Annotated in this window: 14 protein-coding genes and 1 tRNA gene; 7 read left to right on the plus strand and 8 right to left on the minus strand. The window is 56.0% G+C overall.

The window, feature by feature from the left end:
- Positions 1-44: 44 nt before the first annotated feature.
- Positions 45-269, minus strand: coding sequence for a hypothetical protein (locus tag BLW69_RS16410; RefSeq protein ID WP_092663528.1), 225 nt, complete (start codon positions 267-269; stop codon positions 45-47).
- Positions 270-422: 153 nt separating this feature from the next.
- Between BLW69_RS16410 and BLW69_RS16415 the strand changes: the two genes are divergently transcribed.
- The 4 genes from BLW69_RS16415 to BLW69_RS16430 all read left to right on the plus strand — a co-directional run bounded on the left by BLW69_RS16415 (position 423) and on the right by BLW69_RS16430 (position 3126).
- Positions 423-497 (plus strand) — tRNA-Thr (locus tag BLW69_RS16415).
- A gap of 96 nt (positions 498-593) precedes the next feature.
- Positions 594-2333: a site-specific integrase gene (locus BLW69_RS16420; RefSeq protein ID WP_175487286.1), complete on the plus strand. Its 1740-nt coding sequence runs from the start codon at positions 594-596 to the stop codon at positions 2331-2333.
- Positions 2333-2686, plus strand: coding sequence for a hypothetical protein (locus BLW69_RS16425; protein WP_092663532.1), 354 nt, complete (start codon positions 2333-2335; stop codon positions 2684-2686). Before BLW69_RS16420 ends, BLW69_RS16425 begins: the two co-directional genes overlap by 1 nt.
- Positions 2686-3126, plus strand: a complete 441-nt coding sequence (locus BLW69_RS16430; protein ID WP_092663534.1) for a PIN domain-containing protein — start codon at positions 2686-2688, stop codon at positions 3124-3126. Before BLW69_RS16425 ends, BLW69_RS16430 begins: the two co-directional genes overlap by 1 nt.
- A 12-nt stretch (positions 3127-3138) precedes the next feature.
- Here BLW69_RS16430 and BLW69_RS16435 read toward each other — a convergent pair whose 3' ends face one another.
- The 4 genes from BLW69_RS16435 to dcm form a co-directional block, all read right to left on the minus strand.
- On the minus strand, positions 3139-4734 hold the full coding sequence (locus BLW69_RS16435) for an HNH endonuclease family protein (RefSeq protein ID WP_210184928.1): 1596 nt from the start codon (positions 4732-4734) through the stop codon (positions 3139-3141).
- A 69-nt stretch (positions 4735-4803) separates the two neighbouring features.
- Positions 4804-5250 carry a very short patch repair endonuclease gene (locus tag BLW69_RS16440; RefSeq protein ID WP_092663536.1) on the minus strand — a complete coding sequence of 149 codons (447 nt, stop codon included), beginning with the start codon at positions 5248-5250 and terminating at the stop codon, positions 4804-4806.
- Between the two features lie 15 nt (positions 5251-5265).
- The gene (locus BLW69_RS16445; protein ID WP_092663538.1) at positions 5266-6594 is read right to left on the minus strand and encodes an MvaI/BcnI family restriction endonuclease; all 1329 of its coding nucleotides are present in this window, start codon (positions 6592-6594) and stop codon (positions 5266-5268) included.
- Positions 6595-6633: 39 nt separating this feature from the next.
- Positions 6634-7860 (minus strand): DNA (cytosine-5-)-methyltransferase, encoded by a 1227-nt coding sequence (gene dcm / locus BLW69_RS16450; protein WP_092663540.1) that lies wholly within the window; start codon positions 7858-7860, stop codon positions 6634-6636.
- Positions 7861-8106: 246 nt separating this feature from the next.
- Between dcm and BLW69_RS16455 the strand changes: the two genes are divergently transcribed.
- Positions 8107-9558, plus strand: a complete 1452-nt coding sequence (locus BLW69_RS16455; RefSeq protein ID WP_139283888.1) for a hypothetical protein — start codon at positions 8107-8109, stop codon at positions 9556-9558.
- 406 nt (positions 9559-9964) lie between these two features.
- Here BLW69_RS16455 and BLW69_RS16460 read toward each other — a convergent pair whose 3' ends face one another.
- On the minus strand, positions 9965-10219 hold the full coding sequence (locus tag BLW69_RS16460) for a hypothetical protein (protein ID WP_092663544.1): 255 nt from the start codon (positions 10217-10219) through the stop codon (positions 9965-9967).
- Here BLW69_RS16460 and BLW69_RS16465 point away from each other — a divergent pair.
- Positions 10212-10799, plus strand: a complete 588-nt coding sequence (locus tag BLW69_RS16465; protein WP_092663546.1) for a hypothetical protein — start codon at positions 10212-10214, stop codon at positions 10797-10799. The two genes, BLW69_RS16460 and BLW69_RS16465, sit on opposite strands and share 8 nt — an antisense overlap.
- A gap of 245 nt (positions 10800-11044) precedes the next feature.
- Here the strand turns inward: BLW69_RS16465 and BLW69_RS22600 are convergent, their stop codons facing one another.
- Entirely contained in the window at positions 11045-11395 is a 351-nt protein-coding gene (locus BLW69_RS22600) for a plasmid mobilization protein (RefSeq protein ID WP_139283890.1), read from the minus strand.
- 419 nt (positions 11396-11814) lie between these two features.
- Between BLW69_RS22600 and BLW69_RS16480 the strand changes: the two genes are divergently transcribed.
- Positions 11815-13164 (plus strand): DNA cytosine methyltransferase, encoded by a 1350-nt coding sequence (locus BLW69_RS16480; RefSeq protein WP_280141294.1) that lies wholly within the window; start codon positions 11815-11817, stop codon positions 13162-13164.
- 132 nt (positions 13165-13296) lie between these two features.
- Here the strand turns inward: BLW69_RS16480 and BLW69_RS23015 are convergent, their stop codons facing one another.
- A complete protein-coding gene (locus BLW69_RS23015) occupies positions 13297-14028 on the minus strand; it encodes a hypothetical protein (protein ID WP_244508871.1) in 732 nt (243 codons plus the stop codon).
- Positions 14029-14032 lie beyond the last annotated feature (4 nt).

A 14032-nucleotide genomic window follows, 5' to 3' on the forward strand; every position in this document is an offset into this window, starting at 1 on the left:
GATGAGAGCAAATCGTGCCACAACCCGTTTATGCACTGCAAACGCTATGATGATTCGTCCGTTTTTGCGGCAGAGGGCGAAGACGCCGGCAAACCTTGCGTCTCGTCCGCCTCGCCGGCGCGCCGCGCGCGCGACTGACCTTTCCGCCGCATCAGGTTTTCCCGCAATTTCGCAGCCGCCCGCTGCTTGCGATCCAGCTCACGCCGCTCGGCTTCGCTTGAACGTGCGGCCGGCGCCTGGCTATCCAAGGTTTCTGGTTTTTTCGACATGGCTTCTCCTTAAAGAAAAAGCCCGACACACGAAAGCACCCCGGGCGTTTTCCCGGATGGTTCTCCAAGAAGTTAGATTTTGCTGCTTGCACTTGCCCCGAACCTATGGCAATAGCCCCCTCGCTGACGACACGAACCCGAACGTCCGCAGATGCTGCTATAGCTCAGGGGTAGAGCACTCCCTTGGTAAGGGAGAGGCCGAGAGTTCAAATCTCTCTAGCAGCACCATTCCATCCCGCGGAAATCACTCAATCTTTGAGCTTTAGGGCTTTTGTAACTGCTCCTTTGGTACACCAGAGTGGTACACTTGCTATGGTTCTAAGAATGGCCAGCCCCTTTCTCAACGGCTCAATTTACTGGCTCCGGAAAAAAATTCCGGAGGATCTTCGCCCTGTCTTGAAAAAGAGGGAGGAGAAATTCAGCCTGAAGACCAGGGATCCGGCGGAAGCGAAAATTCGCTTTGCAAGAGCACTGGCGGAAATCGAGGAACGGTGGGGCCGGCTACGCCAGGGCGTGAAGTCTCTGTCCCACAAAGAGTCCTTGGCGATGGCAGGGGAAATCTACCGACGGATGATAGCGGAAGAAGAAGAGAACCCTTGCGGGCTTCTTTTACCGATGCTTTTCGAAGGATATTTTCATGGTCGATCGAAGGTCTTCATTGCGGGAACTGACCCGGAAGCGTCCCAAAGGATGTTCCAGGAAATGGTCGACCGCCGGAATACTGAAATCACGAAAAGGATTGAGAGCTTCCTCGTTGATGGAGGCTATCAAATCGACGATGTCAGTAGGTCGACTCTCCAAAAACACACTGAAGATGCCGTCCTCAAGGCACGTAGAAAGATCTACCAAATGGCTAAGGGGGACTACAGCCCTGATCCGGCTGCTGCTTCCTTCCCACCATACGTGCCGCCACAAAAAATACTGACTGCTTCTTCGACATCTCGTGCGCCGACCCTATCCACCGCGATCGCCGGCTGGGTGAAAGAGAAAACCCGGAACGAAGGCGACTGGCGCAAAACAACCGCCGCCGCCAATGAGCTTTGGGCTCAGCGCTTCATGGAACTGGTGGGCGACAAGCCGCTCAGGGCCTACACCAAAACCGATGCCCGCACGTTCAAGCAGGCCGTCATGTCGCTCCCGCCCATGTATGGTAACAAGAAGGGCTTCGAAGGACTGAGCTTCTCGAAAGCAGTCGAACGGGCGAAGACCGCCGAAGTCGAACCCATGTCCGACAGGAATGTGAACAAGATTCTCGGCTTCGTCCGTGCGTTCTGGAATTGGGCCGAAGCCCAGTATGACGAGGTACCCGGCAACCCTTTCAACGGAATGAACCTTCGTGTGAAGTCCAAAGCCCGAGACGAGCGTCTACCGTTCTCGATGCCGCAGTTGCAGAAAATTCTCAATGCGCCATTGTTCACTGGATGCAAATCGGAAAAGTCATGGCTGACGCCCGGTGGGCATGTTCCTGTTGACCAGGGAATCTATTGGGTGCCGCTGATCGGCTTGTTCACGGGAGCGCGCGCCGGCGAGATCATTCAACTACGTGTCGACGACATCAAGGATGAGGGTGGTATTCTTCACCTCAACATTACCGATGACGGCGAGGAGCAGGAGGTCAAGACGGATACCTCTATCCGTACGATCCCGGTTCATCCGATTCTCAAGAAGCTGGGCTTCGAAAAGTTCGTTGCCGCACAAAGGAAGAGGGGCACCCGCCTGTTTCCGGATTTCCCCAAAGCGGCGGACGGGTATTATTCGACGGCCTATTCCCCACGATACAAGCGCTTCCTGGAGAGCATCGACGTGAAGATGCCCAAGATCACGTTTCACAGTTTCCGGCATTCCTTTGAAGATGCCTGCTTGAACAGCAGGATCCCGGTAGAGTTCACCAATGCGCTTCAAGGACACGCTGGCAGTGGTATGGCTGCGCGCTATGGTACGGGTATCGTCAGGCTTCGTCTCCTCAACGAGGAGATGGAGAAGCTTCATTACGAAGGGCTGGACTTCGATAGACTCATGCAAGCGAATATTAGCATTTACTCGGACTCACATCAGGTGTGGTAATGACCAAATCGGCAGGTAAATCCAAAAAAAGCACAATCTGGATCTCTTACGATCTTGGCATTCGTGGAGACTACGAAGGTCTTTACCGATGGCTAGACAACCATTCTGCGAAGGAATGCGGAGATGCCTTAGCAGTCCTGCAATTTCAGTGGACAAATGATCTTTTGGAAGATCTCAAGAAAGATCTGGTCGTCGATGTGAAGTTAGATAAACGCGCGAGGATTTACGTCATCTACCGTGATAGGGACGCGGTCAAAAACCGAGGGAAGTTCATCTTTGGAGGACGTAGGGCGGCGGCTTGGAAAGGATACTCAGAAGCATCGGGTGGCGAGTTCGATGAAGAGATTGGCTGATGGCAAATTTTTTAGTTGATACCGGAGTATGGATCTGCTTGTGCGACGAGAGGGACAGAGCCGCTACACGGGAAGAGATCAGCCTGATTTTCGAGCTTATCCGACCGCATACAATTGTCATGCCTTGGCCCGTAGCCTTCGAAACGCTACGTACACGAATGGTTTCCAACAAAATCGCATCTGGAATCTTGGAGCGCGAACTCAAATCTGCACCCATTGAGTTCTTGGACGACAGCCGTTATCGCGAAGATGCTTTTCAACTGGCTCTTGAATCTTCAAGGCGCGGACGCCCTCTCTCCATGGTCGACTGCCTTCTACGCCTGCTAATGGAGGATCGGAACGTAAAAGTCGACTTCTTTGCCACGTTCAATGATGGTGACTTCCACGACGTATGTGCGGCCAAGGGCATAGAGATGTTCCCTGGATCCCTCGATTTTTGATTATCTCACTCTTCAGTTCTTAAAACCCGTATTGCAGTATGGGTGACAGACTTGGCCGTTCTCATCGTCTCCAGTCCCGCCGTCCTGCTTGCGTTCGATATGGTCGTAAGACGCGGACAGGGTAGGTTCCATGCGTCCTTCACAAATGGGGCATTTCAGCGCAGCAGCCAGTGACTGTCGAATGTAAATCGACGACTTCCCTTCCTCCGAAAAGTTTTTGCCAGCTACCTTTTCTCTCAGATCGATGATGCTGCCTTTCATTCGTGCAGCGGTAACCAGCCCCTCTATGGTGATCCCTTCAGTCGCACCTGCCGCGGTCACCATGTATTCTAACATGTCCGAAACTCGATCAATTCTCGCTCTACTAGATATCTGGACAAGTATCTGCGAGATTACAGGCTTATTTCTTATAAGAAATTCTTCAACGGCCTTCCTTTTGTGCGTAAATCTTTTGAAGAAAACATCATCGTTGTTTATCATCTTGATTTTTATCAGATAAACGATACCAAGAAAGAGATCAGGCAGATACTTACCTCTGTCCGAATAAAAATAAACGGCGGGATGTAAACCTAAGCTACCAGCGCTGTTTCCCGATACTCGATCAAGGACCTTCTTACAGTTCTGCAAAGTAGCTACGGTACCTGAACCATTCACGTCGGGTTCGTATTCGGCTAACGTAGGCCGCTTCTTCTGTTGTGACGAATCGGTGATGGAGAGCAATCTGAGAAGCATCGACAGCGCGTCTAGCGTGGAGGCGGAGCCTCCCAAGGGGAGCAACAACGTCTTAATTGGCGTAGATATCTCTGGCTGGAATAGAAGTAGGTTAATGTCCTCAGACAATTTCTCGATCTGCTTCCGATGAACTTCGTCAAATTTTGACCAATATTTATGCCCGGTTGCCGCCCGAACGATCGACCGAGCGGCAATTGCAGGTGATCTATATCTGTTCCGAAGGAGTTCCTCCTCCGTTTTGTCCAACGGCGTGCCTTGGGTGTTGATTTTAAAGAAAGAGCTCTCTGCAACATCTGCATCACCTGTAACCCACTGAAGTTCAAGCTGGCGGGAACCTATGTGCTTAAGTCGCTTGTTGATGAGCAGGTCATATTCGATGTCCGGATTTGCATGGCGTGCCGCCAGTTTGTCGCGGAGCGTCTGGTAACTTCCGACCACCTTCTCGATCTTCGCACGCATCATCTTGGCAACGCGCTTCTGTTCTTCTGGAATTTCGCCTCCGAAGAATGCTAACGACAGATTGCGATCTCCGTAATCGTCCTCCATCCATGCCCGGATAGCGCTCAGGCGATGAGCTCCGTCGATGGCAAAAATAAACCCGTCACTGGATTGCCAGAGGATGACTGAAGGCACCAGTTCACCGTCGACGAAACTTTGGATAAAGTTCACCGCCTGGTTGACTGTCCATTGATTTGTTTCGCGTTGAAAGTCTGGCTTGCGAAGAGCTAGAACGAAATTCGAGTCGTTCCGTAGGTTCTCAAGAGTGATCGAAGCAGCAGGTTTCGCGCTCGCCGACAGATCATCCATCTGTCGATTGTTCTTATGCCAGAAGTCGGCGCGTTTTATCATTGCATCAAGAATAAGCCTGTTAGCCACTTTCACCCCCGAATCACGTATTGACTGCACGAACATCAGACACAATCAGAAGTCTTTGCAAGCAGTGGTTTAAACCGACGTTGCGAGCTGCTCGGATCTTTTTGGCTGGCCAAGAAAATGGGTTATTTTTTGCGTTATCATTGGGAGGTCTTTGATCTCACACTCCCATATAACCTCAACCCTATACCCCAGTTCTTCCAACTCGGCGATATTTGTCACGTCCCGCTCCACATTGCGACGAAGTTTAGCTTCCCAGAACTCTGTTCGGGATTTGGGAAGGACCGCATTCCTGCATTGCGGGTCGCCATGCTGATGCCAGAAACACCCGTGTACGAATATCACTGCTTTTCGGGACTCGAATACGAGGTCCGGTTTTCCAGGAAGATCTCTGCGATGGAGCCTGTATCGATAACCTAGGGCGTGCACCAGGCGACGAACTACCATTTCAGGCTTGGTATTCTTACCCTTGATTCGGGCCATGTTAGCGCTTCGGCGCTCAGGTGTTATCCTATCCATCTGGCGATCCAATCCTTAGAGAATAAGCCGGGTCTCCTCTATCTGGTGATAGAGCCTGTTCAGGTCGCTGTGCCTTATACGAAACTGACTTCTCCGCTTTGCACGCGGCCGAGTAGAATTAATGTTCTCCAGCTTGAGCCCCGGATCATAATAGATCGCGCCGGCTGCCAGCGCCTTGAGGAACATGTCAAAGTCGGTCCCGACACAAAGCTGCACCAGATCGCTGTAGGCGTACTCCATGGGCGGCCCCCTTTTGATGGAGGGAATGTATACGGTCTTGGCATGCTTTCTGTTCCAGTGCTCCAGGATGCCTGTGAAGTTCCATATCGCGGCTGGTGTGCCGTCGTTGCTGAGGAGCGCAATCCCTTGTGTCATGTCGGTGATGACTTTCTTCTCGTAATCGAAACCGAGTAAATGTAGCCGGACGCCCGTGTTGGCGTTGGCCGGCGCTCCGACCTTATAAATCCCTCCGAAGTTGAGCCTGTCTGCTCTTCCACGCTGATCCGGATAGCCGAAGCGGCGAATGAAGACTTCGACTCCCTCGTCCCTGTAGATCCCTGCGGTCGGCTCTGGCGTCAACAGAGTCACAGGATTCTGTGCGATGTTTGAGATGAAGTCTTTCACCGCGTACTGCTTGACCTCCCATCCGAGGAAGTCAGGTTCCGCATAACCATTGGGTGAGATGCCGAGCTCGGCCTCCAACGTATAGCCGCCGCCATTGGCGGCAACGTATGGCACTGCCAATCCGCCTGGTCCCAAGCGTTGCGAAGCAATCCATGACTTCGCGTGGATAGCCCCGAGTGTTGCAAGAAGCTGCCCTCTGGTATCTCCCACGGCACGGGCATCGACACTCAGCTCAATAAAAACCCCTTCCTGTGGCGGCGAGCCTAAAGCATCTAGTTGGCTGCGTAGCGCGCTTCCTGGCATGACCACATGAGCAAGAACCCGCCCGTTGGGAGTGGTTCCCAGGAATAAGGTACGTCCGTCACAGCGCTGTCTCATAATATCCGAGGGCGCCATCTCTGAGCGCTTTAGAAACCCCGAGAGGCGAACCTCGGGATACTTCGGGTACAAAATCAGCTTCGCTTCAGGAGCTTCGTGTATGCCGTTCTCATCGAGCCAATAGAACGACAGCCATGCTTTCGCGCGATCCCGCTTCGAGCCTGCCTTGCTGTCGCTATCTGTATCCACCTTGCCGAAGGGAAGGATGTTGAGCGCTGAATAGTCTCCGCCCAAGTAAACCTGATTCTTGGAATTATCGTTCGATGCAAGCTTTTTGGCATAGAATTTGGTTGCACCATGAGCTGCCATCGTGCGGAGAAGCTTCTCGAGTGTGTCAATCATAGCTGCCCCGAATCGTTAGTTCGGGACAGTCTAGGTAGTTCAGCCGGCGAGGTCCATTTCAGGCTTCCGGCCGATCAGATCGAGCACGTGCGGCTTCATTATCCGGGCTACCTCGGTAAAGACGGGCACAGCCACAGAGTTGCCAAATTGCTTGTAAGCCTGAGTATCCGAGACCGGAATCCTGAAGTCATTACCGAACCCCATAAGTCTGGCGCATTCACGTGGCGTCAGACGACGAGGGTTTCGACCCGCTCCGCGACGAATAAGGATCTCGGACCCATCTTTATAGTATCTGGCTGACAATGTTCTGCATGTGTCTTCCGGGCCCACGAGGCCGAAGCCGAACCCATTGCCTTGGGCCTGATGCTTCAGGGCGTAGTTCTGGAGATAAGCCCACAGTTTGTCGGTAAGCGTATATTTCTCACTGACCTGAGCGAGTTCACCTGCAGTAAAATGGCCTTCTGCAACCTCTGTACCGTCCTCAGGATGCAGGATGTCTTTCATCACCTTCGCACCTTTCGGCGGTAGCTTCAGATCATTCCACGCGAACGGAACTTCTTCACGGAAGCCGACGATAACAATTCGCTGGCGATGTTGCGGAAGAAAATGGCGTGCGTCGATGACCATTTCATGGACGTGGTAGCCCAATTCATTCCGCAGCACGTCCATGATGATCGTGAATGTTTTTCCTTTATCGTGGCTCTTCAAATTTTTGACGTTCTCAATCAGGAACGCATCCGGGCGATGATGTTTAAGGATGCGGGCAACATCAAAGAAGAGCGTGCCTTGGGTTTCGTCCGCGAAGCCATGGGCTCTCCCTAGCGAGTTCTTCTTGGAGACGCCCGCGATCGAAAAGGGCTGGCAGGGTATACCTGCCACCAGGACGTTATGCTGAGGAATTTCATCGACGGGTACTTTGGTTATGTCGCCCGCGATAGGTCGATTATCGCGGTTGTTGGCCATGTAAGTCTGCTGAGCATATTTGTCCCACTCAGACGTAAACACACAACGTCCGCCGGCGGCATCGAATGCCTTGCGAAGCCCCCCTATCCCGGCGAACAGATCGATGAATGTAAAAGCATTCCCTTCGGATACGGCTTCTACTTCAGGAACAAGGCGTTGCATGGCAAGCATAACTGACAGTCGCGGCTCTTGATTCCCGGAATCCCACCTCCGAATTTGCCGTGAATTGTAGCCTAGGCGTTCTGCCAGCTCCTCTTCCGATAGTCCGGACTGAAGCTTGAGCATGGAAAACTTGTTCTGCATCGGGAAACCTGCACTGGGAATGTTATTGCCATAATGTCCTGATTTGTCCCAGCGGAGCAAGTTCAAATTGCTGATATGGAAGCGAGCCCACAGCTTCTTCGCGTACGAGTGGGATTGACCGACGAAAGCCGGCGGATGACCATGATGGACGGCGCTGTCACTGGGCTGGAACCCTAGGCGCTGTTTAAGGAATGTTCATATGATTGCCTACGGCGACTTTGATCCAAAGACCCCTCGCATGGGTCGTTGACCGCCCGGCTGGGATATATCCCAGCCGGGCTGACGCCACCGCATACCCAAAATCGTTGTCAACAATTAGGTTTTGACTACAGCGAGTTCGGACCCCGTCAACATCTTGAGAATCTCCATCCCTACAACGGTCGCCCTGACGGCATGCGGAACGGGGTCGTCAGCTTTGCGCAGCGTGTGCGTGGCAGTGACGGTAAGCCCTGGCGGGAATGGACTGTCCGCGCGGGCTCGTGCGCTGTCGATGAAGCCGAACGATTACTGCGACAGGACAACAGAGCCGACATTTACCTGTCACAGGCTGTCTTCGGGAAATGGCGGTCGATCTCCGATCTGACTGCGATCGGTGCATGTTATGCCGATCTTGATTATCACAATGTATCGCGGTGGCGCGGGAAGGCTCCTGCTGATGTAGTCGTAGCGCTCCTAGGTCATCTGGAAGAGGCGATGTTACCGCATCCTTCCTACATCCTTTCTACGGGCCGGGGGCTCGTCTGCGTATGGCTGACGGAACTTCTTCCACGTGCGGCCCTGCCGCGCTGGAATGCCGTCCAGAAACACTTGGGGTCGGCCTTGGAGACGTTCGGGGCGGACAAGCGGGCCCAAGATGCGGCGCGTGTCTTCCGCCTCGTCGGCTCCGATAACAGCCGCGCCGATTATGACCGGCGAACCGTTGGCATGGTCTGGTATCATGGATCGCCAGCGGCCCCCACGCGGCACGTCTTCGGCACGCTCGCCGACGAAGTGTTGCCTGTAACCCATGCCGACCTCATTTCCCTCCGTACCGAGCGCGCCAAGCGTAAGGCAGAGGGCAAGGACAAGACGGCTCCGGTGAAGTTCCTGTCGGCGGCGACCTATTGGGAGACGGTCCTGACCGACCTCCAGCGTCTTCGGGCATATCGTTGTCCAGAGGGGGCGTTGCCCGATGGCCATCGTGATGCCTGGCTTTTTGTGGCAGCTACCGCGATCTCGTGGATTTCTCCTTCGGAGGTTCTTGGACGCGAAATACTTGCCCTCGGGCGCGAGGCGGCCGGGTGGCGTGACAGCGAAACGAAATCGCGCATGTCCGCCGTGATCAAACGTGCGCGTCAGGCTGCTGCGGGGCAGACCGTCCTATTTCGAGGGTTTGAAGTGGATTGCCGCTATCGGATGAAGGTCAGCACGATTCTCGAATGGTTGCGGATTGATCCGACGGAACAGCGTGTGGCCGGGCTCCGGGTCCTGGTCGATGAGGATCGGAAGCGGGAACTGAATACCGAACGAACGAAGGCTTCCCGTCATCGTCGCGGTGGAAAGGATCGCACCGTACAACAGGCCGATCGGCGAAAGATGGGAGAGAAAGCCTTGTATCTCCGGGCGTCGCAGGGGATGACGGTTGCGGAACTGGCCACCCACCTCGGGGTGTCGGTCGGGCAGGTTCACAAGGCTATGCGGCAAGCAGAGCAGCAGTGAACTTGGATGCCTACCGTGCTGAGGGGCAAAGCCCCAGACCCCGTGATAGGTAAACACCATACACCGCGACGAATCGTGAATAGCGCCCAGATGAAACGATTCTACTTCGGACGAATGGTGAATGGGGGACCGGTTTCGGCTTCTCGGGACAACGGGGAGGACTGTGACGCTATCGTTCCTGTCGGCATCCCCCGCCGTTCGCCGAACCTGATCTTCCGGCGGACAGTCTGGACGAAACGACGAACCTCCTCGGCCAGTTCTCGAAGCCTACCCCAGCCCGGTCGGGCGAGGTATGGTCGCAGATGTCCGGGCACTGGAGGCCGGGGTCCGTCGAGCTTGCGATTGAAAGTATCGCACATCTCCCTCTGCATCTTCGAAGTGATCGAAAAGCCCTTCAGGCCGGCAGTCAGCCGCGCCGCTTCGACGCGATGGCATCGACTTTCTGATGCAGTTCCAGCATCGACTGGTGTAGTAGGCGCTGCCCCGTCAGAATTGTCTCCAGAACTTCCTGGAGCTGTTCTATCGGAGACGGTCCCTCCTGCGGAACCTCCAGAAGCTGTAGCAAAGGCTCCAGCCTCTCGGCGGCTATCGTCGCGTTGCGGGCCTCCCGGTATACGATCTTCAGGCCTTCGGTCGGGCTGGTGATCTTCTGGATGCTCATATTCGAATCCTTCCATACGGGCCGCGACCTCGCGGCGCTTGAGTTTCACAATGCGATCAAGGGCACCGACTTCGACATCGCCGTGGCGCACGATGAAGACGCCAGTCTTCTCTCCCGAAACAACATCGAGTCCTTCGGCGCGGAGTACTGCGGCGAAAGACCGACCGCCATCGGAGGCGGACCAAGCCGAACGCACCACCTCGGCAACATCGGCCAGCTCCATGCCCTTGCGGGCGAGCGCCTGTCGCTTGGATGGCGAAGCGGCCGATTTCGGCTTGTCTGGATCGGCACCGTGGGCAGATTCGAGCCAGTCTGCGACATCGGCTCGGCCGTTTGCCTGCAGCCATCGGATGCCAGACGCATGATGGCGTCCGAGCGCCGCGGGCTCACCCATCTCGAATTCAACGATGCGCATGGCGGTCTCCATGCGGATGATTTCGAAGCCGGCTGGCAGGACATCGCCATCAAAATGGATGCGACCGACGACCAGGTGCAAATGGCTGCCACCCTCACCGCCCCGGCGAGGCTTGTCGTGATAGACGAACGCAGCCTGGTGCTCCTCTGCGCCGAAATGCCGTAGGACGAGCTCCCCGGCCCTTCGGAGTTCGTCGCGAGACATGTTGCGGGAAGGTGAGATGAAGATGTGCAGGAAGGCCGCATCGGCCGCCGATCCGTCTCGTGCGAGCTCCATGTCGGCCATAACGGCGCGAAGGTCGGGGGCGGCGCTGTTGACGATCTCGACAGCGACGCCCTGCTCCTTCAGGAGGTGGGCCGCGAGGTTTCGAGTGTCCCGCCTTGTGCGTCCGTGCCGAGCGATACCGCCGATCATTTTCCGACAAGCTCCTCTCGGACACGGGTGAGCTCGTCGACGATTGCCCGCGATGCCGTGACGGATGCAGCCGCCTTGGTGGCATTCGCGACCTTGGCGAGCTGATTGGCGGACGAGGCTATGCGACCGAGCTGGCCGAGGACCTTCGCTAGGTCAGCGGCATTCGGGTTGGGCGCACGCTCCGTCCGTGGAGCTGGCAGTCCAGCCGCCGCGAACGTTGCGCGCCTAGCGAAGGTCGTTGACCCGAGCCCACGGGTCGATGCAGCCAGTCTGATCGTCTCATACTCGTCGGGCATGAGACGGAACGACAAAACTGAAGTCGCCTTGCGGGATTTCGATCGCGACATGGTGTCCGTCTCCGATAAGCGAATGGCCCCGCATGAGCCGGGTGGGTTCCACAGGGAAGGGCTCGCCCTCCCTTGGCCAGTTCGGGCGGTGCAACCGCCCGCTGCTGGCTTCTTTCGTCTTCTTTCGGAAATGATGGCATCGAGATGACCGACGGGACAATAGCCGGTGGAATTAAGCCCAGATGCCTCCCTTGTGTCGTGCCACCGACGCGTCCACGCTGAACCATCCAGCACCACGGTCAGCACCCCAACGACGTTCATGCGGCCCTATCGAAGCAGGCCCTCGACGCTACGTCCGACACGAAGTAGCGAAAGGGAGGTGCCGTCAACGATCTACGTTTGCGATTTCGTAAGGTCCAGCCGTCCATGATGGTAACGTGAAATCACGTTACCATCATGGACGGGAATCAGTGCGGGTTGTGGAGCTATTTTGTGGAGCCGGGGGAATGTCCCTAGGCCTCAAGCAAGCGGGATTTGAGATCGTAAATGCGTACGATGCTTGGCCCGTCGCTGTCGAGAACTACAACAGGAATATTAGCAGCCATGCCAAGGTCACGGACCTCGGCGATATCCTGTCTGTCGTTCCCGAGCTCCTACGGCTGGCCCCCGACATGATAGCGGGAGGTCCACCTTGCCAAGACTATTCCAGCGCCGGCCGACGAGAGGAAGCCGACAACGCGAAATTGACGCTTGCCTTCGCGATTTTGGTCGCGACGGTTCGCCCTGCCTGGTTCGTGATGGAGAACGTGACGAACGCGGCGAAGTCCTCGACATGGCAGGAGGCGAGGAAAATTCTGAAAGCGGCAGGGTACGGCATCACGGAATCGAAGCTCGATGCTTCTCGCTATGGTGTGCCTCAGTCGAGGCGACGCCTATTCGTCATCGGAAGGCAAGGCGAGCGCGATGGATTCCTAGCCTCGTCGATCGCGGCAGCGGCAGCACCCCAGCCGATGAGCTTGCGCGACCTCTTCGGCGAGGCCACGCCGGCCGCCATATACTTTCCTGCCACCTCGGAAGCGCGGCGCTCAATCTGGTCCCCCGATGAACCAGCGCCGACGATTCGGGAGCGGTCGATAAGGCCGCTTCCTGTATCGTATCGTCCGCACCCCGACGATGCCGCGCTTGTAGAAAATGGATTCGTGTATGCGCGCCCTGTAAGGGCGGGACGCGGCGTGAGATCGATCGATGAACCGTATCCCACAGTTACCCGGACTGCCTCGGAGAGACCAGGGCCGAAGTATCTCTCTTCACCGCACCCCGCGGACCCGGTTGCCGCGTCTTCGACCGTGGTCTTGAGCATTGACCAGATTTCGAGGGTTCAGGGCTTCCCGGCATCGTGGCAATGGCGGGCATCCGCGAAAAGAGACGTGCTGCAGATGATAGCTAATGCGGTTCCTGCCCCCGTCGCCTTCGCGATCGGCCGCGCTATCCTCGACCGCGAGGAGGGGAAGAGCGCTCCTGCGATCGAGGGGCGCTTTTTGGACTGGCTTGTCCGTCGCGGACGGTCGCGCCAGAGCGCAAGGAATGTGAAATCGCTCGCCGGCCGCGCTCGGCGTCTCCTCGATGGTAAGACGTTCTCGGTCCAGGCTCTTGAACTGGCCGCGCTTGAATCCGTCGAGGAGTTCAAGGCGATAAAGAGGAATCCGCAATCGGACTTGCGGCAAGCGTTACGCCTACTGGCTGAGTACCAGACCGAAGGTCAGCAGCGCCAGAAGCGTTCCCAAATTGCCGCGCAGCCGATCGATGAGGAACTACGCAAGGCCGCATGAAGACCGCTTTGCGCCTTCATGCGGCCTTGCGGCCATCATGGGCCTCTCCCGGAAGCGGACATAGCTCCAGAGTAGAGTTACGTTGCCAATGCGCCAGAACCGGACATGCGAGTTGGTAGGCCATGTAAGTACTTACCTACGGCGCTTCGGCCTGTCTCGGCTGGTGTCTTGCATGGTGGTCGTGCTCTTGACGGTTCGCTCCGCCACGAAACTCTTCGGACCCCAGAAGTTCTCAATGCCGCCCGGAACGTCCTTGTAGAAGTCTTCAACATCGAACGGGATGCGGTCTATGAGCTTGAACAACTCCGGTGCCTTCATCAGCTCGTCGTCAATCTCCTTGGCGCGGTCAACTTCCTTGTCCTTGACGTAGGGAATGGCGGATTTAAGCAGGTCTTCGAGGATGTCGAACACCATGCTATCACTGTTGACCCGATGGTGTACCGCGGTGATGGCATCGCCGTGGTCTTGCTCCAGATACAACACGCGCTCGTCATGCCAGCCACCACCCGGCCCGAAATGAGCGAGCACCTTGTCCCGAAGCGTGACGATGATCTTGTGCGCCTCGCGCTGCTCCGGTGAATATGCACCGATGACGCCGACATCATATCGCTCGATGGCCTTGGTGTGGCTGGCACGGCAGTAGACCACGACGGCATGGGTAAGGAGGGCTCTGGCGATGTGACCAATACCACCCACGTCCTCTCGCATTTTCTGCAACTCCTCGACTGACTTCTTTACCTCAGCAAGGTCGGTGCTGACGGATATGGCGGACTGGAACTTTCGGATGGCCCTGATGAACGGTTCAGCATTAGGATTGGCGGAAAGGACTACGGCGGCGGCAGTAAGGTCGAAGACGCGTTGCATGGTC

It is taken from the genome of Rhizobium sp. NFR12 (assembly GCF_900108545.1).
In the GTDB taxonomy this organism is placed as follows: Bacteria; Pseudomonadota; Alphaproteobacteria; order Rhizobiales; family Rhizobiaceae; genus Neorhizobium; species Neorhizobium soli.

Bases quoted from the DNA above. Each gene is read 5' to 3' on its own strand.
- BLW69_RS16410 (WP_092663528.1), bottom strand. From the start codon at position 269: ATGTCGAAAAAACCAGAAACCTTGGATAGCCAGGCGCCGGCCGCACGT.
- BLW69_RS16420 (WP_175487286.1), top strand. From the start codon at position 594: ATGGCCAGCCCCTTTCTCAACGGCTCAATTTACTGGCTCCGGAAAAAA.
- BLW69_RS16425 (WP_092663532.1), top strand. From the start codon at position 2,333: ATGACCAAATCGGCAGGTAAATCCAAAAAAAGCACAATCTGGATCTCT.
- BLW69_RS16430 (WP_092663534.1), top strand. From the start codon at position 2,686: ATGGCAAATTTTTTAGTTGATACCGGAGTATGGATCTGCTTGTGCGAC.
- BLW69_RS16440 (WP_092663536.1), bottom strand. From the start codon at position 5,250: ATGGATAGGATAACACCTGAGCGCCGAAGCGCTAACATGGCCCGAATC.
- BLW69_RS16445 (WP_092663538.1), bottom strand. From the start codon at position 6,594: ATGATTGACACACTCGAGAAGCTTCTCCGCACGATGGCAGCTCATGGT.
- dcm (WP_092663540.1), bottom strand. From the start codon at position 7,860: ATGCAGAACAAGTTTTCCATGCTCAAGCTTCAGTCCGGACTATCGGAA.
- BLW69_RS16465 (WP_092663546.1), top strand. From the start codon at position 10,212: ATGCTCATATTCGAATCCTTCCATACGGGCCGCGACCTCGCGGCGCTT.
- BLW69_RS16460 (WP_092663544.1), bottom strand. From the start codon at position 10,219: ATGAGCATCCAGAAGATCACCAGCCCGACCGAAGGCCTGAAGATCGTA.
- BLW69_RS22600 (WP_139283890.1), bottom strand. From the start codon at position 11,395: ATGTCGCGATCGAAATCCCGCAAGGCGACTTCAGTTTTGTCGTTCCGT.
- BLW69_RS23015 (WP_244508871.1), bottom strand. From the start codon at position 14,028: ATGCAACGCGTCTTCGACCTTACTGCCGCCGCCGTAGTCCTTTCCGCC.